Here is a 23,776-nt window from a genome sequence, read left to right as displayed (position 1 = left end):
ATAGTGATCTCTGAGGGAGTTGATATGAATATTTACCCCGTCATTCTCTGTGGCGGCAGCGGTACCCGTCTCTGGCCGATGTCGCGCGGCGGCTATCCGAAGCAGTATCTCCGGCTGACCGGTGAACACACGCTGGTGCAGCAGACTGCGCTGCGCCTGCGCGGTATCGGCAATGTCGCCGGGCCGATCATGATCACCAATGAGGACCAGCGCTTCATCGTGGCCGAACAAATGCGCAGCATCGCCGTGGAACCTTCGGCGATCGTGCTGGAGCCGATGGGACGTGATACGGCGCCTGCCGTGGCTGTGGCGGCCTTGCTTGCGCTGCAGGCCACGCCTGACGCGCTGCTGCTGGTGCTGCCGTCGGACCACGTGATCCAGGATGATGCGGTGTTCGGCAAGCTCGCCACGATTGCCGCCGGCGTTGCCAAGGACAACTTCCTGGTCACCTTCGGCGTCGAGCCTACCGAACCACATACGGGCTATGGCTATATCCGCGGCGGTGAAGCCCTGGCTGCCACCGATGGTACGTACCGGGTCGAGCGCTTTGTAGAAAAGCCGGATGCGGTAACAGCCGCGCGCCTGTTGGAAGAGGGCGGGTACTACTGGAACAGCGGCATGTTCATGTTGAAGGCATCTGCATACCTGGACGAACTGCGCCAGCATGCGCCGGACATCCTGCGTCAGGCAGAGCTGGCGCTGAACGCTGCCAAGCGCGACGCGGACTTCGTGCGCCTCGACGCAGAAGCCTTCGGCGCCAGCCCCAAGCTGTCGATCGACTACGCCGTCATGGAAAAAACCGCACAGGCTGCTGTGGTGAAGGCTGCAGGCTTGGGCTGGAACGACATCGGCTCATGGACGGCCCTGGCCGAGATCGCAAACGTTGACAATGACGGCAATGCGCTGTTTGGCGACGTGTTGGTTGAGGACGCTAGCAACACTTACGTGCGCGCCGAACACCGCATGGTGGCGGCAGTGGGCGTCAAGGACCTGGTGATTGTGGAAACCGCTGACGCGATCCTGGTGGCGCACCGTGACCGGGCGCAAGACGTCAAGAAGGTCGTCGAGCGGCTGAACAGCTCGGGGCGGCATGAGTCGATCACGCATCGCAAGGTGTTCCGCCCCTGGGGCTCGTACGAGGGCATCGATCAGGGCGACCGCTTCCAGGTCAAGCGCATCATCGTCAATCCGGGCTCTTCGCTCAGCCTGCAAATGCATCACCATCGCGCCGAACACTGGATCGTCGTGCGCGGTACCGCCAAGGTGTTCAATGGTGATCAAGTGCTGTTGCTGTCGGAAAACCAGTCGACCTATATCCCGCTCGGCGTGACCCATCGCCTGGAAAATCCGGGCAAGATTCCGCTCGAGCTGATTGAGGTGCAATCGGGCTCCTACCTTGGCGAGGACGACATCGTGCGCTTTGAAGACCACTACGGGCGCGTCGCATAAGGAGACTGGCGACGCCAGCCATGTGTACGGCCCGAGCAGGTGGCGGGCCCTATTGCGAAACTGGACCGGGATGTCGGCGACAGCCGCTGATTGCGTTGAGCGATTGTGAGCCGCATCGAAAACAAAAACCCCCGCTGAGCCAAGCCCAGCGGGGGTTTTTGCCGAACGTCGACGAGACGACGTTCGAGAGCGGAATTTGGTGGAGCCGGCGGGAATCGAACCCGCGTCCGCAAGCCCTCCACAGAGAGTTCTACATACTTAGTTCTGTCATTTGATTTAACCGCCGCATCGCGGACGAACACGCTCTACGACGGCGATTCACTAGGTTTTCGTCTCTAGGCCCGTGACTCACCTAAAGCTTATCTGACGTAAATGACCTCGCTAGTCTTGCGACCCTAGCCCGTCAGCGAGCCAGTGCGAGGACGGCGGCCCTTAGGCTGCCAGTGCGTAACGTTCGTTAGTTCCTCCCCCCTAAATTACATCCACACTTTGTTGAATTCAGGTGGGTGGTGTGGCATTTCAACATCACGGCGCCGAGATTTCTCGGTGTTCGGTGTCCGTGACATTGTTATTTACCCCCTAATAATCCACATTCCATAGGGTATGCAGACCGGCTCGATGTGCGGACGGGTGCGTTGAGTAAGGTCCGGGGCTACCAATTTCAAGCTGGGGTGAAGGGCAATGTTTGTGTCCACTGTCGTAGCCGGACGGGTCTTCACTGACGAGAGTGGCATCTACTACGAGGTGCCAGTCCTGCTCACTGCTCAAGGTCCGGTTGACGTTCTTCTCGACTACCTCATTGAGCACTGGGACGCCCGCAGCCCCGATTGGATGGTCAAGGTCACTGCTTCAGTCAGACTATTCCTTGCCTACTTGGACGTGCATGCCACGTATCCAGACGAGCAGGCCATTTTCCAAAATTTCAGGCAACGGCTCCTGACGGGCACGGTGACTGCAGCGACTGGCGAAGACCCCAGCGGTTTGTGGTGGAGCGCTCGTGGACAGAAGAACAGCACCCGTATCATTCGACACCTGACCGACTTCTTCGAATGGTGGGCTTCAAAAGGTGCTGGTAAACATAATCCGGCGGAGACTTGGCGCGGCAGTCAATACGACAGGCGTCTCGCTGAAGCGGCTTATAAGTACAGGCGAAACAAAGCCTTTCTCGGACATACTTGGTCGACCTTCGAAGAGACTTCGCGCAAACCTGGTGATAGGGCTACCAGAGGGAAAGGACATTCCCCGCCCAACGTGGAACGGGAGGCTGCGCCCTCGTTTGCAGAAGACCGTATCCTTGACCTAGTGCTCAAAGGATTCAAGGTAGGCAGGCGATACAACTATCGCGACATGCTGATAACGCTCCTGCTTAATGGGGCTGGCTTCCGCGTGTCTGAGCCCTTTCATCTGTACCTCTGGGATGTCATGGAGGACCCAGCAAAAGCGGGACAAGCGCTAGTGCTGATTCATCATCCTGCCTGGGGCAACGCCCCCCCTGACCCTAACTGGTTGGAACCTTCAGGCCGTCAACGTCAGGGGTGTCGTACTGAATACCTGGCTGAACGCTTCGGGCTTTCTCCTCGGGACTGGGGGCTGTCCACATCTGCTGCGGGCTGGAAGGGGGGCATGCATGAGTCCCAGCTGGGCGGGTACTACAAGCAGGCTTATTGGTTCGTCCCCGAGTTCGGTGAGCTCTTCTGGAATATCTGGAATTGCTATGTTGAACAGATACTCGCCATCGACCCCAGTCGGCGCAACCATCCTTTCGCGTTCATGAACACCATGCGCGAACCCGTCGGCGAACTCTACAAGATGGGCAAGTTTGAGGACTCTCACGCGGCCGCAGTGCGGCGAATCGGGCTTGAGCCAGCCAAACACCTCGGAACGTCTATCCACGGTCATCGCCACGCATATGGGCAGCGTCTGCGGAAAGCTGGTGTTCCGGAAGAGATGATTCGTCGGTTCATGCACCACTCTTCCCTTGAGAGCCAGGAGGTATACACGGCGGCCGACAGGGCGGAGTGCTTGGAGCATATTGGTCGCGCAGTGGCGAGGCTCAACGACAAGACGGCGGCTCTGCGCTCTGAAATCATCAAGGCAAACCATGCGGACGTTCTGCAAGCTGCCCGCACCCCCTCAATCTCGACGTGACACCAAATGGCAACCAAGAAGCTACCCGTTGCATATCAAAGGGCGCAGGCAGCGGCAGTCGAATTCGACAAACGGCGAGAAGCTCTCGCTGCCCGATGCGTGGGGTATGTGCAGCAGGGGATGACACTCCAGCAAATCGCGGACAAGCTCAATGCAGAGGGTATCCGCACCAAGACCGGCAAGTCATGGAAGTTCGCCAACGTGTCGATGCTGATGAAGTTTCCTACGCCCCCTGCAACGAAGACATCCAAAACGGAAGAGAAACGCAAGAGCAGAGCTAAGAAGAGGTTTGGAGTCACCAAACGCAATGATGTCAACCTTGAGTGGGTTGCCAAGCTTCATCCTCAACTCGAGGCTTGGCGAGCGCTTGGTTCCGAATGGGTCCGAGGCCGAGAGGCCGGCGTTGGTCATGCCCTACAGGGGGTCAATGCGTTTATGGATTTCCTGGTGGAGACCAGTCTTCCGACAGACCCTGCAACTGTGTTGATGCACAGGACGGTGGTGCCGGATTTCTACGAGACGTTATGGGGCAAGGAGCGTACGCAAGGTAAGGTTCTCACTCACAACTGCGCACACTTCTTTATCGAGTGGGTGCTTACGAAGCCAGATTTTTGTGAAGAGGATGACGAGGGCCGCTTACAGACCTCCTCTGCGTTTCGCAATCCCATTCCCCACTTGAGTCGCAGCGGATTGCCCCGTCCATCAGAGAGTGTTCGTCCCACTTTGCCATATGGGTACATTGACGAGCTACGGAAGATGATTGCGGAGGGGCCCAACTTTCGAGATTGGCGCTGGGCGCAGAACGCTCTCGGCCTTACAAGCTCAGCGCTGTTCCGCAATATAGGCGACGAGACGGACGATAGCGACGTTCTTGATGAGCTAGATGGCGCCAGAATCTCACGCGTCTGGTTTGAGGTTGACCCTCGAACAATCGACCGGTCTGACCCAGACTGCGTCTGGCGTACGCGAACCCGCTTTGTGCGTAGCAAGCCCGGCAACCGAGGTCAGGCACGAAAGAAGGAGACCATCCACGAAATGTGGAGCCCGGTTCGTTGGGTGGCGTTGCTTGTAAAGCTTCAGCTGCCGTTGCGCACATTGCAGGTTCGCATGCTCGATTCTGGAGAAGCAGATACCTGGAGATGGCAGGAAGGTGAGTGGCTAGTCAATGCCAACAGCCTTGCAAAAGGAAGTGAGCGAGAGCCGTATGCGAATGGCGTGTTCCTTCGCCCCAATCGTCTTATTGATGGCGATGCAAAGGTGCTGCTTCACATCAACACAAACAAGACCGCCGACCGGGAGAAAGCAGGTACAGCCAAAGGTTACAACGTGCCATGGATTGTTGGAGGCCCAAGCCACCAAGACCCGTTTTACTGGCTTGAGAAGCTTCGACGTTGGCAGGAGAAGTTCAATCCACTGAAGAGACTCACTAAGTGGTCGGAACTCGACGGTCGGCATATTCCTATTAAGTCCGAAGTTCAGCTTGCGAGTTATCCGGATACCGCGTTCCTTTTTCGAACGCCTGAGAACGCCGAGAGGCCGGATTTTCCGCTGACCATTCTCGCGCTTGACCGCCCGTGGTTCATTTGCCTGGAAGAGTTGCAAGCTAGGCTAGAGAGGCGTGGTGAGACCCTACCCAATGGCGACCGCATTCGATTGGTTCCCGATGAGGAGCATCGGGCCAAGAATGCCAATACGACATTGTTCTCGCTTCATAGTCTTCGTGTCTCTCTGATAACCGCTTTGGCATTGGATGGCCAAGTGCCGTTAGCCATTCTGCAAAAGATTGCCGGTCACAGTCGTCTTGTCATGACCTTGTATTACACCAAACCGGGTGCAATGCAGGCACGGGAGGCCATCCAAGCAGGTGTTCAGCGACTCAATGAATCAGCTGACGACAACATCAAAGACTGGCTGGCCAATGCCGAGTATGAGCAACTCGTGCGCGATGTCATCGAAAACAACGCCGATGCATTCAGAGCGGCGGTGCCAGAGCAGGTTCACCTGAGGTCGCCAGCGGGTTGGATGTCTATGATGGACGGCCTATGTCTCGTGGGTGGAAATAATGTAGAACTGGATGCGCCAGGTTGCCATAACGGTGGCGTGAACATTGGGAGCGAGACCGCTCGTCGCTATGGCCCAGTGCCAGGCGGCGCGCGCAATTGCCCCATGTGCCGATGGTTCATCACTCGCCCATATTTCCTCCCTCAGTTGGCGGCGCGCTGGAACAACGCGAACTACCACTGCTATGACGCTAGAGAGCAGGTGGTGGTCGCAGAGAAGCGCTTTCGTGACTTGGAGGACCGACGGGCGACAGCGCTGGCGGCCGACCAAATATTTGCTGAACAAAAACAATACCTCGAAGCACAGCGCTCGCTTGAGCGAGCAGTCCAGAAATTTGATGAGCTAACTCAAACTGTCGCTAGCATCACGCGCCTAATGGAGCGCTGCCGTATGGCCTTGGCGAAAGGGGACGGAACTTCGCTAGTGGCGGTAGGAGGCCTGGGCGAGTTCGAATACGCCATTGAGGAGGTCGATTCGGAACTCCTCCAGGTTTCCGGTGTTTGCGAGGGTTCGGTTCTGTACCATGACCTAGACCCCGGAAAGGCGGTCCTCCGACAAGGGCAGTTACTGGATGCTGCTCTGGTTAGGGACCATCTGGCGCCGGTGTTTCTGACGCTCACAGAGGAGGAGCAGAAACTCGTTGGAAGCGCACTCCTGCGCCAGCTTGCTTCTCACATGAATCCACAGAACCCCGCCTTGGGGCGCTATCAGGTCATATCGTTGATTGACGCGCGTCAGTCTCTCCGCCAGCGATTGGGCGGAGCGGTTGACGAGGCCCTTCGCATTGCCACCAATGAAGGGGTGCAGCAACGCGTTGTTCCGACTAAAGCTCTGCCGGAGCTATCCACTTCATGAGCACTATCAGCAGTGTCCATCCCGACGCCGTCCGGGATGCCATCCTCGCTACGGCTTCGCATCCGACAAAGCGTCGTAACCTCGAACTTATCCACACAGTCTGCAGGGAGCGAAACGAGCTAGGCAACAAGGACTACTCTCTAAAGGCTGTTGGCGAAGTTGTCGAGGCTCGTGGCGGTCTGAAAGTAAAGGCCCTTTGGAACCCTCAATCGGCTGACTACCGGAAACTTATCGATGCTTGGCAGGCGTATGCTGGAGGCCCCAAGCTGCGTGAGGTTGCGAAGTCTAGCCCTGTTGATGCACTCACACGTAGCATCCCCGACCCTGCCGCACGCATCATCGTTGAGAAGCTGATTCGCGAGCGGAGCATGTTGCAAGCGGAAGTGAACCTTCTCAAGGCTCAGACCCAGGTAGTCATCGACCGGCGGCCGACCGTCTCTGCGAAGACGGCACCGCGTGCGGCGGACGGGACCATGTCGTTAGAGATTCAGACGGGCCCTACGCTGAATGCCCTTGAGCGAGAGGCATTCGAGCACGCAGTTTCACCGGAACTCTGGCGTGCCGAAGGATGGAAGGAGGAAAAGAATGGGCGCGTCGTCAAAGACCTTGGCGAGGGACGTACGCGAACCATATTCAAGCCCGGTTTTGTCGTGGCGGTCCGGAAAGTACTTCGAAATACCTGAGGGCATCGCAGAATTGTGTCTGCTGCATGGCCGCGACTCGTCTGGTTGGGCTTTGCGGTTCGAAGTGCACCGAGCTTCGCCGCCAAGAGCCCGTTGGTATCACTTCGAAGTGAGATTGCGTTCGCTTGTCTCTGAAAGCGTGGCGCAGGACACCAGTCTCTTGTAAAATGGTAGCTGACCCATAGATGTGGGTCAGCCTACTGCGGGGGCGACCTGGTTTCGACAGGGGCTACGAAGCAGCTGGGGCATGCCGAGGACCCGTCACCTCGTTAATCAATGGGAAAATCGTAACTGCAAACGACGAAACGTTCGCACTGGCAGCCTAAGGGCCGCCGTCCTCTGCCTAGCTCACTGACGGGTTAGTGTCGCAAGACCGGTAGCAATACCGCCAGAGGTCATATACGTCAGTTAAGCCTTGGTGGCGTCGCGACGCCAAGGTCGAAAACTTAGTGAATCGCCGTAGTGCAGCGTGTTCGTCCGCGTCGCTGCGGTTAAATCAAATGACAGAACTAAGCATGTAGAACTTGTTGCGGACTTCTTCTGGACGCGGGTTCGATTCCCGCCGCCTCCATATATTCAATGCCGCGCGATTCTCGCGCGGCATTCCTCACCCCTTCTAATCAATCTCGGAATCACGGCAGCAACCAGTCGTGGAAGCGACGTCTGCTTCGCTCGCATTGGAACCGAAGCATAGGCACGGGCAGTGTTGCAGGGCTTTAAGCCTACGTCATGATTGCGGGCGGACCATTGTGTGACGCCCAAAGTCGAGGCCTAGAAGAGGTCGCCGCTCGCGGGCGGTGCCCCGGGCTGCCGCCCAGCCTTACGGTCGACAGGGGCCGGCGCCGTGTCCATGAGCTCAGCTGGGTACAACGACAAAAAGCTGCGCGCCACCTCGGGGTCCCGGCAGGCCACCCAGTCGTTCCACTTGTCGCGCGTGAGCATGACCACCCCTCGCTTCTCCTTTGGAGTGCCATCTGGGTTGGTCGGTTTGTGCATGCGCTTGAAGATGGCGTGGTCGTCTGCGTTCAACGTCAGCATCGCGAACGTGTGGCGCGGTGGCCCACCGGTGGGCGATTCCCAAGCGCGCCAGATGCCGGCGATGCCGAACTCGCTTTCGCCCTTTATCCAGATTTTGTGCCGCACGTTGCGGCCGCTTTCGTAGCACGGCTCGTAGATGGCATCGACGGGCACGATGCAAAGGTTGCAGGCTTTCCAGTACTTGCTGCACATTCGATTGGTGGCCACGGTTTCTGCACGCGCGTTCACTGGATTGGGCATGCCTGCGGGAGCGTACTCGGCAGGCGCGAAACCGAAGTTGGCTACAACGCAATCTTGTTTGTCATCCTTGTTGATGAGGATGAGCGGCGACTCGTAGTCGGGGAACGTCTCCGGCGGGTACTCAATCGGAGGGCCAAGGCCCAGGAGCACCCTCAAGCGTTCGACCTTCGCCGGCGAGTAGTTGGTACACATCACGCTCCTCCCCGTGCACGGGACGCGATGAACCATTGTAGGCATTCATCACGGAGGCATCTTTCCGCACGTGTCTATCTCGTACTCCCACTCCCGCAACCAGGACTCAGCCGCCAATTCGCGTCGAAGGGCGCCAAGGATGAGGCCGGTATCCGTTGTGCCTTTACCCGGCGGCAGTGACTGCTCGAGCTGCCGTGCGCGCATGATGACTACCTGTAGGCCTTTGATTTCCCACAACAAGCGGCGCACAACAGGGTCATGGCCGTACTGTCGCTGAATCTCCTGAAGACGCCTTCTAGTGAGCGGCGGGAAGCGGCGCCGTAGTGGAAACGACATGTGGAATCCCCCAACGCGGTAACGCTACCGCCGGCCACGCGACAGGCGTTTCAACGCCTGCTCTTCTTCCGTCGACCAACTAATCGGCCGCTCCCAGAGGCTTGGCTCGGCGAACAATGCCGAATCAAGCGCATTCAATCTCGCCAAGAAGGGCTTATCGATGCCCCACAGCCGGGCCAGCGTGAGAACGCCGTACGCCTGCCTGGCGATGTCCTGCAGACGATAGATTTCCCAGAGCAGGTCGCGCACGTCGGATGAGGGATTGCGCTGCCATACGGCGCGAAGCGCTGCTGACGAGAGCTTCTTACGCTGGTTTGCGGAGGTGGGAACGTCACGTGCTGCCATGGCTGAACTACTGTATATTTATCCAGTATCTGCGGCCGAAGGCATCCCGTCAATGAGCGCCCGCTCCATGTGGCGGATGAGCCGCCAACAACGCGTGGCGAGTGCAGCTGACCTCTCGTCCAAGTGATGGTCAATAGCGGTCGGCTCAACCAAGCAGGCAGCGCCCATTTGAGTGCGCTCGAACAAAAATGATGCAAACAGAACAAGGGGTACGCATGCCCTCGCGAATTCCGCGGAACGGCCATATGACGACAGCCACGGCGCGCGCCGGTACCAAGGAAGAAGCTCTGCGGCTGGTGGGGTCTGGCGGTGTCGCAGTTGTCGAACTGGACTATGAAGCTGGTTGGCAAGACGCTGTTGAGCTTGGCCGGCTCGGGCGGGCAGTTGGCGTTCGTGTCGAGTTTCGAGGGCACGAGAGTATCGCGGTCACATCGCCTGCCGCGTTGGTTGCTGGCCTTTCGCGCGCCAAGGCCACGTTCCGGCAGCGGAACCTGTACTGTCAGTTCGACTTGGACTTATTGCCCGCAGGCCAACTGGAGCAGCTCGAGGTCAAGGCTGCAAAGCTTGGCGACTACATTCTGAGCGGCCACTTGCTGCGAGAGGTCGATATGGTTTGGGCTGAGTAGCGTCTCACTCTTAAAGCTACAGCCAAGTAGCTGCGTCCGTTACTCTGGCCCGCTCAATAGTTGTTGCGATGAACGGGGCTACTCGTGCCTGCCGCGCTCCTGAGCTTCGACAACGTTTTCTTGGCGGCGAACAGAACCACATAGGTTTCTACGGTTGCCTCAGCAGTTAGTGTCTGCAGCGTCTCGCGAAAGACTGGTGCGACCACTTCTGGCGGCAAACCAACCCTGTCGGCAATGTCGCGCACGCAAGCGTAGTGCGCTTCGTGAAGCTCGGGCTTGCCCACTTATTCCGTAGCGTTCGCCACGACTCGCAATTCTCGGACTTTAATGATAGTCCGAAGCCGGCCAGGAACAGTGGTCCCTGTGACCTTTGACCTGTTCGCTTGTACCGCCGGATGGTCCATTAGTGCGTGCGACCACTCGACGGCCCGAAAATTCTCGTTGCGGGGTGCGCAAACAGCAACGCCCCGAGGCCTAAGCCAAGGGGCGCAAAGGTGGGAGAAACCAATAGTATTCGGCTGTCGCCCGTTAGAAGAAAACTGCTAGGCCCAGATGGCGACCAGCTCGGCAATCTTGGTTGCGACAACCGACATAGAGTCTTCGGCAGTGTCTAGGCCGGTTCGGGAAGCGAGCAAGGGGCTGACATTCCGGAGTTCTGGATACGTCGTCTGGTGCACGATGGGCACGAGACGGTTGCCCGCCAGGAGGGCAGAAAGCTCTTTGTCGGCGACGCCCTCTTGTGGGAGGCGGCGCAACAGGTTCGGTGTGACCAGCACGAGCCCGATGCGCGAATTGGCCAAGCCCTTGTCGATGGCACGCATCATCGGCACGCCGAGGCCAAGGTCCCTCTCGCTGAACCAAACCTTGACGCCAGCCGCCACGAGCAATTCGTAAAGTTCCTTGGCTGCCCCTTGCCGGTCATCCCACGCGTGGCACAGGAAGCAATCGCGAAGGTCAGGCTGCGCCACCGCAGTCTTCTCAACGGATTCTCGAATTGGCGTGAGTGACTGTACCTGGGAAGTCGTGTACGAGACGGATGAACCGGCTCGCGACCAGCGCGGTCTTGCTCCGCCACTGGACCGGCTACCACCAGCGCCGCTGCTGCTGTAGCTACCCCCTCCGCTCGCGGATGTGGAGTAGGGTGAACTGTAGCCACCGCCGTAGCGGTAGCCGCGGCTGCTACATGCAGGACAGGCCGCAGCCGCTGCTGCCGAGCTGTGTCCACGTACGGGTGCCGTGCATCTTGCCATTGCCATGCCCTCATTTATTGAGACAGCGCTGATGTTAGCAGTCGGCTCTCGGCTGCAGATTTAACCAGGCGCAACTCGATGCGCCCATCGGCATGGCCAAGGAAATCGTTCACAATCGTGAACATCTGAACCTTGGCTGACGCCAGCGCACAAGTGACCGACCCAGAGCTTCACGAAGCGCACTACGCTTATGTACTCGACATCTCCGACAGAGTCGGTTTGCCGCCCGATGTCGTGGCACCGGTTTTTCGCGAGACGCTGCGGACGTTGTCGGCTGGAGCAACCGTGGAAACCTACGTTGTCCTTCTCGCCGCCAAAAAGACACTCTCAAGACTCAGGACTGCGGCTGGTGCCAACGGCACCTTCCACGACGAATTCTGATTGCGGCCGGTAGAGCTCATGAAGATGCCAGACCAGCGCCTAAGCCCTTGTCTACGTCGCCTTTTCGTCGGTGACGATGAACTCGCCAGCTGCCTTGCGCTGGATTGCCGCCATAATTCCCAATTCGCGCTTGGTGTTTGGCTCACTCGCAGTGATGCCGGTGGCGTATTTCGCCTTCACGCCCGGAGGGTAGAAGACAAACAGGGCCTTAGGCGAGGCACCTGGTTCAGAGCGCAGGCGTTTGTTTAAGATTTTTAGGTACTTCTTCTTCGAGACCTCTTTCGCAGCCATGACGCCCTCCTGTCTGGTTGTCGTAATAGGCAGCATACCAGCTTTGATGTTTTGGCCGGCTCTGCTGGAGGGTACCTGAGGGCCGTCGCACCGGCCGACCCTAAACGACATTCGTAGTCTACGTGCCTACGTTTATCAAACACAATCCACCCCGTGCACCGTCAAGCGGAAGCGAATTCAGGAGCTCATCGAACCAACAAGATGTACCAGGCCGACCATCGTTGCGAACAACACTGACACTCCGCCATACATCTGCGCGACGACCATCCGGTTCCTGCGCTGGCGCCTAAAGAGCAGTGAGAGTTCGCGAGCCTTCCGGGCACCAATATTCCGGCAAATGATTGCAGTCACAAAGAATCCCATCGCCCCGAGAGTGCCAAGTGCGACGACTCTTAACGACGCAGGATGCCGTACAACAAGGGCCAAAATAACCGTTGCAGCTACTGCGAAGCAGTAGATTGCTGTGTGCCAAGCAAGCACCGCGTCCCCTCCAAGGGACACTGCCTTAACCACCGGGCGAGGCCTACGGCGTTTGGTGCCCCACACCCAGCGTGGGACCTTTCGTGTGCACATGGCCGCGAGTTGCCCGAGGGCGTGTGCGGCGCGCTTCCACGTAACGCTCGACGCAACAAGTACGCGCAGCATGCGATTCACAACCAGTAAGCAGGTACAAACCAACATCACGCCCAAGAGCAACTCTGCGATTGGACGAGGCACCACCTCGACCGCCAACTTGATGAGTTCAGTGTTTTCTGGAATTGCTAACGTCATTGCGGACACTCTCCCGTGTGGTTCGTTAGAAGGGACGGAGATTGTTACCGAGCGATTTTTCCTCGTCCTCCGACTCCCCTAGCACCTCAGAAAGATGCTCAGAAGACGGCGGCGCGGGCGCCCATCCGGCTGCTGACAATTCTTCGAACAGCTGGTCCCTCGAGTTGAGCAATTTTTCGAGGTCGTGCCGCAAGCGGGTGACATTCTTGTCGCCGGCCCAATGCTTGTTCGCTAAAAGGGAGTCGACCAACGCACGTCCTTCAGTGATGCCGAGGTGCGTTACGGTTCCGTCCGCCAAGATGAGGAGACGTGCGGTGTTCAACTGCGCCACACGTTGAGTACCGAACAAGCTACTGTCACAAATGGCCAGAGGGGTCAGCGACGGCGGCGTTCCCGTTACCAGGTTTTGCAATCGCTGCAGCAAGGTGCCATGAGTCAGGGCTGGCTTCCTCCCGGGGAGTGGCGCTGCATCACAAACCAGGAGATGGCTTAGAAACACGTCATCTGTAGACGTTGGCGGTAGCGCCGCCCTATTGAAGCAGTACTCGACGGGGATGCCGAATTTGTTCAGTACCAGCAGGCCGTCATGTTGGATTTGCTTGAATGAAGGCAGGATTCCTTCGTGGTGAATTTTGAATTCAAGTAGCAGCGCCTTCCACGTGCCAGCGCAGCCTATCAAGTCTGCACAGTGTTGGTTGAGGTCAAAGAAATTCTGCTCGGTGTTGTCGGGCAGACATGACAAGTAAGGAATATCGAGCCGCCGGAAGTAGTCGGCGAGACGCTTGTCGACTTCCTGGACAAGAAACCTTTCCTTAGTTTTGATTTCATCAGTCACGGTACTGTTTTCCATCAATCATTTTTCTAGGTCCGATTGCCACGCTGCCCGCTCACGCTTGACGGTACTCGTCGCGGGACTCGAGCTCCATCTTGCACACATGGGGTTCCCGACGTGGGTGGGTTCGCCTGCGCCACATCGACCGCCTGACTTTGCTTGCTAGCTTTGTCTGCTTCGGCTTTCTTGCGGGCAGCGACATCGGCCCAGCCTAGGGTCGACCACATCTTGACGTCGGTGAGAGGAACAATGCGCGCATGAACGGGGCCGACCGGAGAGTACAGTGCACAGAATTTCTCTGTACACGAGATGGCAGCCCCCCAAACCGGCTCTGACTTCTCACGAGCAATCTCGACAAAATTAATCCCACCCTCTTTAAACTTCTCCGAATCCAAGTTTTCGATAAGGCCAATCTGATTTTGAGCGTCAAGCACGCCCTTTGTCTTCATTTTTTGAAAAAGCGCAATCGGAATCAAGTTGAAGTACGCAAAAGCCACCAGAACAACCGCAATGGACCAGTAGATTGCGGCCGCTGGCGGAATGGTGAATTTCTTCTCCATTTTTTTGCCTTTACCTTCCCCCTTGACTTCGTCACTTTCTTTTTCTTTGAAAAAACGTCGACTCAAGTAATCCCCGGCAATTGCTAGAGCTGCCCCAAGCAACGCCAGCGCGATAAACAAGCCCAGCATTAGCAGCACAACGTCAACTTGCGCGAAGTAACCCAAAAGTGCGAGGTCGTCCGTATTCCATGGGAGAGCGTCTGCCCGGAATCCGAACGTGTGTAGGTATGCCTCGCGATAAGCGCGGCCCGCATTCTTTTGCGTCCAAAGAAACAGCGTGCCCAACAAGGCCAACGCGCCGACGAGTGCCGTCAAGACAGCAACCCATGTCACCGCCGGTTTCATTGGGTCTTGAACCTTGCTTGCTTCGCGTCGCTTGAATTGGAGTGGAGGGCGTACTGGTTGCATAGGGAGAAGGTTGGCGAACAAATATCCCTCCGGTGCTCAGCCCTGACCGCAGTCAAGCAAACGAGACGTTAAGAGTGCAGTTCATGAACCTGCGCTCAAGGAGCATGGAAGGGGTAAGCGGCGCCACAATGATTTTTCGCATCGTGTCCGTGAGCATTTATCGGCGCTTTCGGTGTTGGCTTGAGCAAAGAACAATGATTTATTAAGAATAATTAACAAAGCATGGCAGAGCCTGCGATGCCTCGCCCCGATTCGGTGAATTCGAACTCAGTCAGAACAGAATTCGAGATTACTAATAATTAAAAAATTGAGAATCCATACGGTGGATTTGGACGGCATCTCGCTTATTATGTCGGCCGCGTTGTGGCGGGGCGTCAAACGGATTGGCGCAGAAGACTGAATCCGACTGAGGATAAGCGATGGTGTCACCGACCGAGTTGGCCAACTTGCTGCGCGAAGCGTTCATCCAGGCCAACCGCCTGCTGCGCCTGGAAACGCCGCTCGGGCCAGGAGTCCTGTTGCCAGAGCGAATGACAGCTGGCGAGCACCTCGACGATGGCGGCTTCCGCCTGGAACTGACTGCGCTCTCGGACGACGCCAATCTCGACGCCTCCAAGTTGTTGGGCCAAGCCGTCCGGTTGGACCTGCTGACGCAGCTGAGCCGCAATGCGTTGCGCCCCTTCCATGGCCACGTCACCCGTTTCGAACAGGTCAGTGCCAACGGCGGCCTGGCACGTTACCGACTCGTAATCGAACCCTGGCTGGCGTTCTTGCGCTATCGCCAGGACAGCTTCCTGTTCCAGGACATGTCGGTCATCGAGGTTATCGACAGCGTGCTCGGCGACTACAGTGGCCAGGGCCGGCTGGTGCCGGCGTGGCGCTGGTCATTGCGGGATGCCTCGGTGTACACGCGCCGCAGCGTCATCACGCAGTACGAAGAAAGCGACTTCGATTTCATCACGCGGCTGTTGGCCGAAGAAGGGTTGTTCTACTACTTCGAGCACGAAACGGCTGACAGCGAATCGCTGGGCGTGCACCGGATGGTGATTGCCGACGCCAATGAGGTCTTCACCGACAACGCTCAGGCCTCCATCCGCTTCGGCCGCGCCGACGCGACAGCGAGCGAAGACGTCATCGACCGCTGGGCAGAGGTGGCTCGCTGGCAGACCAATGCCGTGTCGCTCTCCAGTGCAGACTATCGCGCCAACGTCGTCCGCAAAGCTGAACTCGGGTCGCCTAAGGATGGCAGCCAGCAAATCACCCTGCAGGACACCGACTATCCGGGTCAATACTGGTTCGAGAGCAGCAAGCAGGCCGAGCGCACCGCACGCCTCGTGCTGGAGTCCATCGAAGTCCGCAATGCGAAGACCGACGGCGAAGGGACGGTCCGGACGCTAGCGCCGGCGACGACGTTCTCACTCCTCCACCACTATGGGCATGACGACACCGAGCGATTCGTTGCGCTGGTTGTCATCCATCAGGCACGCAACAACTTCAACGAGCGTTTCGCTCGGGTCCTGGCTGAAGCGTTTGGTGGGACTGCACGCGCTGATACACAGAACCAGGCGTTCTACCGCAACCGGTTCACCGTCATCTCGTCCAAGGTGCCGTACCGGCCTCAGTTGCAGGACGAGCAAGGTCGGCAATTGCATCCGCGCCCAACGGTAGTTGGCACCCAGACCGCGCTCGTAGTTGGCTCCGGTGGTCCCGTCCACACCGACCGCGACCATCGCATCAAGATTCAATTCCATTGGCAGCGCGGCGCACGCTCTGTGAGCCGACAGGCGCACCCCGCCGGCGAGGACAACGCCCGTGCAGACGCCAGCCTTGGCTGCTGGGTGCGCGTTGCCGCGCCGGTTGCTGGTCCAAACTGGGGTGGTGTCGCCTTACCACGCGTGGGTCAGGAGGTACTCGTCGAATTCCCGTACGGGGACATCGACCGCCCGGTCGTCGTTGGCGCCGCCTATAACGGCAGTGGCCAGGCCGATGCCCAGTACAACCAGAACCAGGCCGGTGCAGCAGGTGCCACAGGTAACGCGCCAGCTTGGTTTGCCGGGAGCGCTCAGAACGAAGGTCCGTACGCTCACAATGCGGTGTTGTCGGGCATCAAGACCCAGGCACTGAGCAATAGCCAAGATGGCACTGGCAGCCACAATCAGTTGCTGTTCGACGATACGGCTGGCCAGAGTCGCACTCAGCTTGCTACGACGCAAGCGGCGAGCGCGCTCACGCTCGGCCACCACAAGGACCAGAAGGACAACTCCCGCGAAGGTGACCTCGGCCACGGCGCAGCGCTTGCAACGGATGACAGCGGCAGCGTGCGTGCCGGCTCCGGATTGCTGTTGAGCGCGCATGCTGCAGATGTGGGCACCTCGTTCCTGGATAGCGAGGATGCTGCCAATCAAATCGAGGCCAGCAGTGACCTCGCAGAGTCCTTGGCTGATGCTGCGCGGAAGCAAAAAGCGGGGCTTCCTGAGGAGACTTCCGCGAAGGACCTTCCGGCGCTCGCACTGCTTCGACACACCACCGAGGTCCTGCGTCACGCCGAGGCCGGTGGCCAGGGAGCCAGCGCTGTCGCTTACAGCCAGCCGCACCTGCAGGTGTCGGCCCCGAAGGGCATCCTGGCAACCACACCAGCAGACGCTGTTTTGGTCGCCACAACCCAGCTCACGGCCGTCGCGAAACAGGATGCCAATGTCGCCGCAGGCGGCAACCTGGCCATGGCCTCAACGGAAGGCATCAGTCTGTTCGCTCATGGTAAGTCGGTTGGCCAGACCTCTGATGCGACGCCAGGCATCGCTTTGCACGCCGCAACCGGCAAGGTCGGTTTGACGGCGAACACCGGTGGTGCAGCATTCGCAGCCGAGAAGCAGGTCACCTTCGCGTCGACCCAGGCGAGCGCCACCGTTGAGGCCAAGCGGCACGTCCTGCTTAACGCCGCCGGCGCTCAAATCAAGGTGACCAACGGGACGATTGAGCTGCACGCACCCGGCATGGTGACTTTCAAGGGTGCCAACCACAACCTCGTGGGCCCAGGCGGAGCTCAGGTCAACAACACCCTGCCCAAAGGGAAGCCGCCCTATGACGAGCAATTCGTACTGCGCAACAAGGAGACGCAGGAAATTCTGCCCCATCACCCCTATGTCGTTGAGGACACCAAAGGCAGCATCCTCGCACAGGGCATGACTGATGAGCAGGGGCGTATCTCCCGCGTCTACACAGCCAGTCAAGAAGGCATCAAGGTTCTCTTTTAATCCACCGCCATGGCATTCGAGCGTTCACCCGTCCCCGCTGTCCCGCCGACCGCTACTCCCGCGCCCGCTACTCCCGCGCCGGCCGCCGAGAGCCGCATCGAGCTGGAACGCCCGCCTGTGCGCGGAACAGCGACGACCAATCCAATCAAAGGCAGCAAGGTATTCGTTGACTACGTGCCTGAGCCGTTGCTCATCTTCCGCCCTGACACCGGCGAGTTCATGTGCATCCCGTCCAAGGACGTGACGCAGTTCGAGAACGACGCGAACTACCTGGACCACGTCATCGACACGTACCACAAGGCGAACGCCAAGGCGGACGACTTGGCGGAGCAACTGCACAAACTGAACCTCTCACCACAGGTGGGTCAAGCGAAATACACCGAGACAGCGAATGCTTTGGAGCAGGCATATGTGGAGGCAAAGGCCGCGCAAGAGAAGCTCCACGGGGCGCTCAAGCCGCTGGGCAAGATGGACAGTGGGCACATGTCGATTGTCGAAATCATTCCCATCTATAACGCGGCTGGCGGCCCGGTGCGCAAGTTCCGCAAATACACCGCGCGCTATGTGCGCTCGGACCGCATCAAGAACAACTGGGACCGCTACGTCCCGACCGGCTGGGAGAAACGACAGGGCACGGCCAAGGAAAAAGACTCGGGGCAGAAGTCCTTTATCAAGAAAGAGAATGACCAGTACAAGCTCGACAAGGACGAGTTGAAGAAGGGAGTGTCGACGCTCAAGAGCAAGGTCAAGGCCGACTTTCTCAAGCTGGAGACGCACTGTGTCCAGGGCGCGTTGTGGGACTGGGCCGATGGCTGGAACAAGCATCTGAAGTACGACCGCGCGACGAGCAACCCGAACGCGAAGTGGAACAACAACATCGACCTGACAGCGCAGGCGCAGGTGATGCGCTATTTCGCGGGCTATGGACTGTCGACCGAATGGGACCCCATCAAAGGCAATTGTGCGCTGAAGGCCAGCGCCCGCGCTGAGATTGCTATCGCGGAAGCCAAGGCCGTTACGACTATCTATTTCCCTGACCGCGTAGGCTGGGTGTGGAAGCTAACTGACAACCCCAAGGACCAGTCCACTGCGATTCGATTTGCTGCTGAGCTTGCGCTGAACGGGATGGTCGGCGCAAGCATCGTTGGCGAAGCCGGCGTCGCAGTCGATTGGACGGACGAGAAACGCAAGGAGCTGGGCCTTTTCGGTGCAGCAGCAACGGCGACCCGTAGGCCGCGAGTGCTGAATGTCAACCAACAACCGAGCGGCCCAGGAGCCAATGCAAAGCCGGAGGATAGACACCTAGACCCGTCAGCCAAAGCGGAGTTAGAGGTGTTTGCCGGTGCAAAGGCCGAGGTGAAATTGTGGGGTGGCCTACAGTGGTTGAATCCCGAGCAGTTGGGCTTGGGCTATCAGGAATTCGCCAAGGTTAGTGACTCCGTGTCCGGTCTGCTTGGTATCGGCGCCGGCTGCATGTTGGAGTTGACTTACGCCTCCGGTAAGTTCCGTTTCCGAATGATGGCGAGTGCGTGCTTGGGATTGGGTGCGAAGGGCAAACTCGAGCTGGAAGTCGACTATGGGCAGATTGTTCAGTTCTGGAAGTGGCTGGCTTATCAGCTCTATCACGCCAACTACAAGCAGCTGAAGTTCATCGCGAGCGAAGCCTTTGAGTACATCATCAAGCTGCACTTGATGATTGTCGAGGGCACGATTAAGAAGATTGAAGATGCCGTTGGCTGGGCTGAGGCTTCCATCGACGAAGCGTTTGACCAACTGATGAGTCAACTCGAGAAGGAAGACCGTCGGGTTCGGCTGATGAACCGAATCCTCGCGAACCCCTATGACTTTCTTCGCTACACCGCGCCAGAAGCGAAAGGAATCATGCTGTACCAGATGACACGCCATGACTGGAGGATTGACGGCTTGGACGGCCGCAACCATGGCGTCCGGTACTATGGCCTGCGCAAGGACGCCGTGAAGGCGATTCTGCAGACAGCCCAGACCCGCCGCGACTTCGACAACATCATCCAGCACATGTCACCGAACGGTTCAAAGTGCACTGATACGGTGACAGCCGAAAACCGCAAGCAAGTGCGGGATTTTCTGAACATGGCGCTCGTGGGGACCGCCAAGGACGGGCAGCAGGTGGAAGACTTCTACAACAACCTGCAAGCCTCGCTGAAGTCCGAGCCGACCCGGGGGTTTCCGATGTTCAACAACGATTCCCCGCAGTACGCTGAGCAGCGTACCTGGGGCATCGACCACTCTATGCTGGCGGACATCGGCTCAATGGGGATGCCGCCCACTTACGCGTAGACGGTTCGTTAGGGGGCAATCTTCGCTGGGGAGTTCACTACGCAGCGGAAGCCGGTGGTGGCGTGCCGCTCCGAAAAAACAGTTCCATCGTCGTTGATGAGAGCTTTCATTTTCGGTGCGGCCTTCTGCCGATACATCGCAACACCGGTCACGTAGTCCCCCTCAATCCCTCGCATTACCTTCTCGGTACCGGAATCAGGACCCATAGGGTTCTTCCGTGGCGAGTGCTCGTAGTAGGTCTCAGAGAACCAGTCATTGACCCAATCGGTACCGTTGCCCGTCATGTCGTACAGCCCCAAAGGGTTGCTTGGGAATTTACCGACAGGGTAGACCTTTGGCGCAGATGACTTACCGTCGGACATCAAAGCTTTCCGTTGCGCGTAGCTGACTACGTTACGCCCCTCTTCGTACTTTCCGTTGTCCGTAGCGTAGGGCACGAGCCGGCCGCGACTGCGCGCAGCGTATTCCCACTGCGCCTCTGTCGGAAGGTCAAATGGCAAACCAGACACCTTGCCGAGCCAAGTGCAGTAATCCTTAGCCTCTTGCCAGTTAACCCCGGCCGGCACGTTAGGAACTCGTCGCAATCGGGCTTCGTAAGGCAGCGTGGCGATACGAGGTTTCCCCTCCGCGTCTGAATAGACATCGAAGTCCGCATACGTCACCTTGTACTTGCTGATGGAGAAACCATCGAGTTGGACCTCATGGACCGGGCTTCCATAGCCGTAGCTCGGCACGAGAGGCATCTTGTCCGGGGTCGACTCTGGCCCGAAGTCGCCCATCTTGAACGTGCCGCCCATTACGAAAACGAGGTTCGATTTCGTCTTCTGAATTAGACCTTGGACTTCAGGGCTCGCATCGAGCGCCCATGCATGCGAGCCAACAAGGAGGGCTACGGCAGTCGCCAGTGTACGGAGAGTCTGGGATGGAATTGGCAGCCAGGACATTGTGAGCGCGGACGATACAAGCGGTGAACAGCCCATATTATGGAGAGAAACCCGCCCGCCTCCCCGCCGCGTTACATATATGAAGATTCGGCAAAATTTCACCCGGCAGCGCCAATCGCGGGAGCATTCCTAAAGCCACCTCCGTTTGCGGCTATCCTTATCTCGTTTCACACAACTCAGAGGAAACCATGGCGACATACAAAGAGCTGCTCGCACAAAAGGAAAAATTGGAGCAACAGCTCGCCGCTGCGCACGCTGCCGAACTCCAGACGGTCATCGCCCAGACGCGTCAAATTGTGGCCGAGTATGGGCTCACGGCAGAAGACCTTGGCCTCGCGGCGAAGACGAAGAAGCGGAAGGGTTCTGTCGTGCAGCCCAAATATCAGGACCCGAAGTCAGGCTTGACCTGGACTGGCCGAGGCCGAGCACCCGCATGGATTGCGGGCAAGAACTACGAACGGTTCCTGATTAAGTAATCTCGTTGCATCTTCGCGAGCCTTGCACCGGCCCTGTTGTATGGCTCGCGCCGCCAATGGGCCAACATGGCCATCTCGCCAGGGTTGACGAGTTACCAGGGCCAGTACATATCAGCAGACATTCGCTCCCGACGAACGCGAAATTGCCCCTCGCCATGGAACTGATTCGCCTATCCCCAGCCAACGTGCGTGAGTACAGAAGCCTCATGCTGGAAGCCTACTCGCTCCATCTGGACGCATTCACCTCGAGTGCTACCGAGCGCGAATCGCTGCCGCTCTCCTGGTGGGAGCAACGTCTGTCAGAGGGCGAAGATGCCAACGAAGTCGTTTTTGGCTGCGTATGCGACAACCAACTGGCTGGCGTTGTCGGCCTCGCCTTTGAGCGACGGGAAAAGACGCGTCACAAGGCAACGTTGTTTGGCATGTATGTCTCCGCTGGGTTTCGCCACCTCGGACTCGGGGGCCAGTTGATGAAGTGCGCGCTTGGATATGCGAAGGAAAGACATGGCGTCCGGGTGATTCAGTTGACGGTTTCCGAAGGCAATCTCGCTGCCCAAACACTTTATGAGCGTAGCGGATTTATCCAATTTGGCTGTGAGCCTTACGCCATCGCCGTTGGAAATGGCTTTGTGTCGAAGATTCACATGTGGTGCGACCTGTCCGGCGCCAGCCCTGAAGCGTCATAGGCTATCGCCCTGCTGATTGAGCATATTGGGCTGGCAAAATCGGAACCATCAAGACTGGAGCGTGTATGCGATACATCCTGGCTGAGCGTAGAGACAATGAACCATAGGTTGCTATGACAACACGTGCCACGATTCGAAGGGCAGGCAAAGGCGATGCTGCGGCATTGTGTGCTGCAGAGAAAGCCACCGCGCTGACGCCGGGCCTGCTTGTGTCACAGCCTCACGAACTGCAGGTTGACGCATTCGAGCAAAAAATCGAATTCCTAGAGCAAGAAGGGATGTACCTTGTTGCCGAGCGCCAGGGAGTTCTCATTGGACACGCACTGCTGGAGCCGATGGTGCTCATTGCGCAGGCTCACGTCTTTAGTCTCACGATAGTCGTCCATCCCGGTTATCTGGAGCATGGGATTGGCACCGCTCTCATGGTCGAGTTGATGGGATGGGCGGAAAACAATCCCCGCGTCGAAAAAATTGAACTTCGCGTACGTGCTACAAACGCTCGAGCCCTTGAGCTGTACAAGCGCTTCGGGTTCGTTGAAGAGGGGCGATTCGAGAGGCGTATACGACTGCCTGATGGGTCATATATTGATGATGTCTTGATGGCGCGCTTTACTCGCTAGAGGGCGCCAACGTCCGTCTTCGGCCAGAAGCCGCCGTCCGAGCAGGGAGATGCAATGAATTGGCCTAAAAGGGTTCCGCTTGGTGAACTGCAGGAAATTGCTAGAACTGCAACGCGCGAGCGTCTAAAGGCGTTCCCGCCATTCCCGCGCCCCGAAAACCTCACACTCGGGACGTTTTGGGAGGGCGATGTTGTTGTCTTCGAGCTTTACCTTGCCCGTCAACGACCCCAGGACGCAATCGTACTGACCCAAGCAAAGGTGAATGCGTACACCGGCCAGGTGGTCGCGGTAGACGTATTTGAGGACGCGATTACCACTGCGACGCGGCAAAGGCCTCAGTGACAGCGTTGGGTCAGCTGCGGCCGACTGCCGGTGGCCGTTTCCGGCCAGCGGTGGATGTTCGGCAATCTAACGCAAGTCTCCGACAAATGGACCGGTTGCGCGAGGGCACATGACGAAGGAAATCGTAGTCCGAAGGTCGAAATGGGCTTGGGCCAAGCTGTCCATGGGAAGCGCGGCGATGGGAGCGATGTTCATCCTCGTGTTTTTCGTCCATTCCCTGCCATTCATTGTCCGCGTGTCGGCCTGCATGTTCGGCATCCTGTTGTGCTTCTTTGTTGTGGGGGCGGTTGTCAGGCTGGCAAATGGACTACCAGCCTGCATCATTCGCGACGATGGAATCTTGGTGCCACGTTTTGGCTTCTCACGGCAGTTGTCCGAGATACCGTGGGCTATGGTGCAAAGCGCGGAGCTGGTGGACCTTGCTCCCGCTCGCGCGGCGATTGGGCAGGCGGGTGCGTTCGGTCAGCCCGTTGTTCGGTTGAATTTGACGAGGCGATTCACTTTTGGAAATCGCTACATGATGTTGATAGGGGAGGCAAACCTTCCTCCCGGAGAAATCTACGCCCAAATCTTGGAGCGGTTGGCGGACGGGCATCGGCCAACCCTTCCGGCCAATGACGGTCAAACGTCTTAAGCCCACCGAGGCAGCCGCCTTCGACAGATGGTGTCCCG

The 23,776-nt window shown here is 58.2% G+C and carries 20 protein-coding genes and 2 other RNA genes; 13 read left to right on the top strand and 9 right to left on the bottom strand.

Annotated elements, in window-relative coordinates; all coding sequences use genetic code 11:
• Positions 1 to 24 precede the first annotated feature (24 nt).
• Entirely contained in the window at positions 25 to 1,449 is a 1,425-nt protein-coding gene (locus V6657_RS11790) for a mannose-1-phosphate guanylyltransferase/mannose-6-phosphate isomerase (RefSeq protein ID WP_048933500.1), read from the top strand.
• A 197-nt stretch (positions 1,450 to 1,646) separates the two neighbouring features.
• Here V6657_RS11790 and ssrA (V6657_RS11785) read toward each other — a convergent pair.
• Positions 1,647 to 2,274, bottom strand: a transfer-messenger RNA (tmRNA) gene (gene ssrA, locus V6657_RS11785).
• A gap of 6 nt (positions 2,275 to 2,280) precedes the next feature.
• Between ssrA (V6657_RS11785) and gmtY the strand changes: the two genes are divergently transcribed.
• From gmtY to ssrA (V6657_RS11765), 4 genes are all read left to right on the top strand, one after another.
• The gene (gene gmtY / locus V6657_RS11780; protein ID WP_082170171.1) at positions 2,281 to 3,597 is read left to right on the top strand and encodes a gamma-mobile-trio recombinase GmtY; all 1,317 of its coding nucleotides are present in this window, start codon (positions 2,281 to 2,283) and stop codon (positions 3,595 to 3,597) included.
• A gap of 6 nt (positions 3,598 to 3,603) precedes the next feature.
• Positions 3,604 to 6,513: a VPA1269 family protein gene (locus V6657_RS11775; RefSeq protein WP_137884836.1), complete on the top strand. Its 2,910-nt coding sequence runs from the start codon at positions 3,604 to 3,606 to the stop codon at positions 6,511 to 6,513.
• Positions 6,510 to 7,196 (top strand): gamma-mobile-trio protein GmtX, encoded by a 687-nt coding sequence (gene gmtX, locus V6657_RS11770; RefSeq protein ID WP_048933499.1) that lies wholly within the window; start codon positions 6,510 to 6,512, stop codon positions 7,194 to 7,196. The genes V6657_RS11775 and gmtX overlap by 4 nt, the downstream gene beginning before the upstream one ends.
• 204 nt (positions 7,197 to 7,400) lie before the next feature.
• Positions 7,401 to 7,770: a transfer-messenger RNA gene (ssrA, locus tag V6657_RS11765) on the top strand.
• A 197-nt stretch (positions 7,771 to 7,967) separates the two neighbouring features.
• On the opposite strand, the gene V6657_RS11760 is transcribed toward ssrA (V6657_RS11765), so the two are convergent.
• A complete protein-coding gene (locus tag V6657_RS11760; RefSeq protein ID WP_048933498.1) occupies positions 7,968 to 8,666 on the bottom strand; it encodes an SOS response-associated peptidase family protein in 699 nt (232 codons plus the stop codon).
• Positions 8,667 to 9,026: 360 nt separating this feature from the next.
• Positions 9,027 to 9,347: a hypothetical protein gene (locus V6657_RS11755; RefSeq protein WP_048933496.1), complete on the bottom strand. Its 321-nt coding sequence runs from the start codon at positions 9,345 to 9,347 to the stop codon at positions 9,027 to 9,029.
• 245 nt (positions 9,348 to 9,592) lie between these two features.
• Between V6657_RS11755 and V6657_RS11750 the strand changes: the two genes are divergently transcribed.
• Positions 9,593 to 9,973, top strand: a complete 381-nt coding sequence (locus tag V6657_RS11750; protein ID WP_048933495.1) for a PHA-granule associated protein 4 — start codon at positions 9,593 to 9,595, stop codon at positions 9,971 to 9,973.
• Positions 9,974 to 10,026: 53 nt separating this feature from the next.
• Here the strand turns inward: V6657_RS11750 and V6657_RS11745 are convergent, their stop codons facing one another.
• Both V6657_RS11745 and V6657_RS11740 read right to left on the bottom strand, forming a co-directional pair.
• Entirely contained in the window at positions 10,027 to 10,257 is a 231-nt protein-coding gene (locus V6657_RS11745; RefSeq protein WP_137884835.1) for a DUF3562 domain-containing protein, read from the bottom strand.
• A gap of 258 nt (positions 10,258 to 10,515) precedes the next feature.
• Positions 10,516 to 10,941, bottom strand: a complete 426-nt coding sequence (locus V6657_RS11740) for a toll/interleukin-1 receptor domain-containing protein (RefSeq protein ID WP_248694648.1) — start codon at positions 10,939 to 10,941, stop codon at positions 10,516 to 10,518.
• 414 nt (positions 10,942 to 11,355) lie between these two features.
• Here V6657_RS11740 and V6657_RS11735 point away from each other — a divergent pair, with 414 nt between their 5' ends.
• Positions 11,356 to 11,604, top strand: coding sequence for a DUF3562 domain-containing protein (locus V6657_RS11735; protein ID WP_048933493.1), 249 nt, complete (start codon positions 11,356 to 11,358; stop codon positions 11,602 to 11,604).
• A gap of 51 nt (positions 11,605 to 11,655) precedes the next feature.
• Here V6657_RS11735 and V6657_RS11730 read toward each other — a convergent pair whose 3' ends face one another.
• The 3 genes from V6657_RS11730 to V6657_RS11720 form a co-directional block, all read right to left on the bottom strand.
• On the bottom strand, positions 11,656 to 11,895 hold the full coding sequence (locus tag V6657_RS11730; RefSeq protein ID WP_048933535.1) for a hypothetical protein: 240 nt from the start codon (positions 11,893 to 11,895) through the stop codon (positions 11,656 to 11,658).
• A 796-nt stretch (positions 11,896 to 12,691) separates the two neighbouring features.
• Positions 12,692 to 13,516, bottom strand: coding sequence for a hypothetical protein (locus V6657_RS11725; protein ID WP_048933491.1), 825 nt, complete (start codon positions 13,514 to 13,516; stop codon positions 12,692 to 12,694).
• Positions 13,517 to 13,527: 11 nt separating this feature from the next.
• The gene (locus V6657_RS11720) at positions 13,528 to 14,487 is read right to left on the bottom strand and encodes a hypothetical protein (RefSeq protein ID WP_137884834.1); all 960 of its coding nucleotides are present in this window, start codon (positions 14,485 to 14,487) and stop codon (positions 13,528 to 13,530) included.
• A gap of 398 nt (positions 14,488 to 14,885) precedes the next feature.
• On the opposite strand from V6657_RS11720, the gene V6657_RS11715 reads away from it, so the two are divergent.
• Together V6657_RS11715 and V6657_RS11710 are read left to right on the top strand one after the other, a co-directional pair.
• A complete protein-coding gene (locus V6657_RS11715) occupies positions 14,886 to 17,720 on the top strand; it encodes a type VI secretion system Vgr family protein (RefSeq protein WP_082170170.1) in 2,835 nt (944 codons plus the stop codon).
• A gap of 9 nt (positions 17,721 to 17,729) precedes the next feature.
• Positions 17,730 to 20,036, top strand: a complete 2,307-nt coding sequence (locus V6657_RS11710) for a hypothetical protein (RefSeq protein WP_137884833.1) — start codon at positions 17,730 to 17,732, stop codon at positions 20,034 to 20,036.
• 8 nt (positions 20,037 to 20,044) lie between these two features.
• Here V6657_RS11710 and V6657_RS11705 read toward each other — a convergent pair whose 3' ends face one another.
• Positions 20,045 to 20,980 carry an SUMF1/EgtB/PvdO family nonheme iron enzyme gene (locus V6657_RS11705; RefSeq protein ID WP_160315285.1) on the bottom strand — a complete coding sequence of 312 codons (936 nt, stop codon included), beginning with the start codon at positions 20,978 to 20,980 and terminating at the stop codon, positions 20,045 to 20,047.
• A gap of 188 nt (positions 20,981 to 21,168) precedes the next feature.
• Here V6657_RS11705 and V6657_RS11700 point away from each other — a divergent pair, with 188 nt between their 5' ends.
• The 4 genes from V6657_RS11700 (at position 21,169) to V6657_RS11685 (ending at position 23,738) form a co-directional block, all read left to right on the top strand.
• Entirely contained in the window at positions 21,169 to 21,456 is a 288-nt protein-coding gene (locus V6657_RS11700) for an H-NS histone family protein (protein ID WP_048933488.1), read from the top strand.
• Positions 21,457 to 21,611: 155 nt separating this feature from the next.
• Positions 21,612 to 22,142, top strand: coding sequence for a GNAT family N-acetyltransferase (locus V6657_RS11695; RefSeq protein WP_048933532.1), 531 nt, complete (start codon positions 21,612 to 21,614; stop codon positions 22,140 to 22,142).
• 113 nt (positions 22,143 to 22,255) lie between these two features.
• The gene (locus V6657_RS11690; protein WP_048933487.1) at positions 22,256 to 22,762 is read left to right on the top strand and encodes a GNAT family N-acetyltransferase; all 507 of its coding nucleotides are present in this window, start codon (positions 22,256 to 22,258) and stop codon (positions 22,760 to 22,762) included.
• 451 nt (positions 22,763 to 23,213) lie between these two features.
• The gene (locus V6657_RS11685; RefSeq protein WP_048933485.1) at positions 23,214 to 23,738 is read left to right on the top strand and encodes a hypothetical protein; all 525 of its coding nucleotides are present in this window, start codon (positions 23,214 to 23,216) and stop codon (positions 23,736 to 23,738) included.
• Positions 23,739 to 23,776 lie beyond the last annotated feature (38 nt).

It is taken from the genome of Ralstonia sp. RRA, from assembly GCF_037023145.1.
Classification (GTDB): domain Bacteria; phylum Pseudomonadota; class Gammaproteobacteria; order Burkholderiales; family Burkholderiaceae; genus Ralstonia.
Note: the sequence above shows the minus strand (reverse complement) of the source record. Positions and strands in the feature narration are given on the sequence as shown.